Consider the following 344-nt stretch of genomic DNA (forward strand, 5'->3'; position numbering starts at 1 on the left):
TCAGGCAACGGTGGCCAGGTGGAGACTTCCTCGCACCATAACCTGCAGGCGTTCGGTGATGTGGAGGCATCGGCCCTGAATGGCCGGGGCGGCAACTGGTTGCTTGACCCGCTGGACGTGACGATAGTCAGTGGAAGCAGCAATACAAATGTGACGGAAACCGGTAAGGGAACGGAGCCGAAACTGGACAGCGATACGGACCATGTGTTCAGTCCGTCAGCTGCGGGGGCCAAGGTCAGTGCAGTGAAAATTGCAGACCAGCTGAATAACGGAACCAGTGTGACGGTGGATACGCACGGAACGGGTACTCAGGGCGGGAACATTACGGTTAATGCGGATATCAG

1 pseudogene is annotated in these 344 nt (G+C 57.3%); it reads left to right on the plus strand.

Annotated elements, in window-relative coordinates:
* Positions 1-18 precede the first annotated feature (18 nt).
* Positions 19-344, plus strand: a pseudogene (locus tag HV477_RS29200) (filamentous hemagglutinin); the annotation flags it as partial.

Origin of the sequence: Salmonella sp. SG203, assembly GCF_013350575.1 — a bacterium.
In the GTDB taxonomy this organism is placed as follows: Bacteria; Pseudomonadota; Gammaproteobacteria; order Enterobacterales; family Enterobacteriaceae; genus Salmonella; species Salmonella enterica.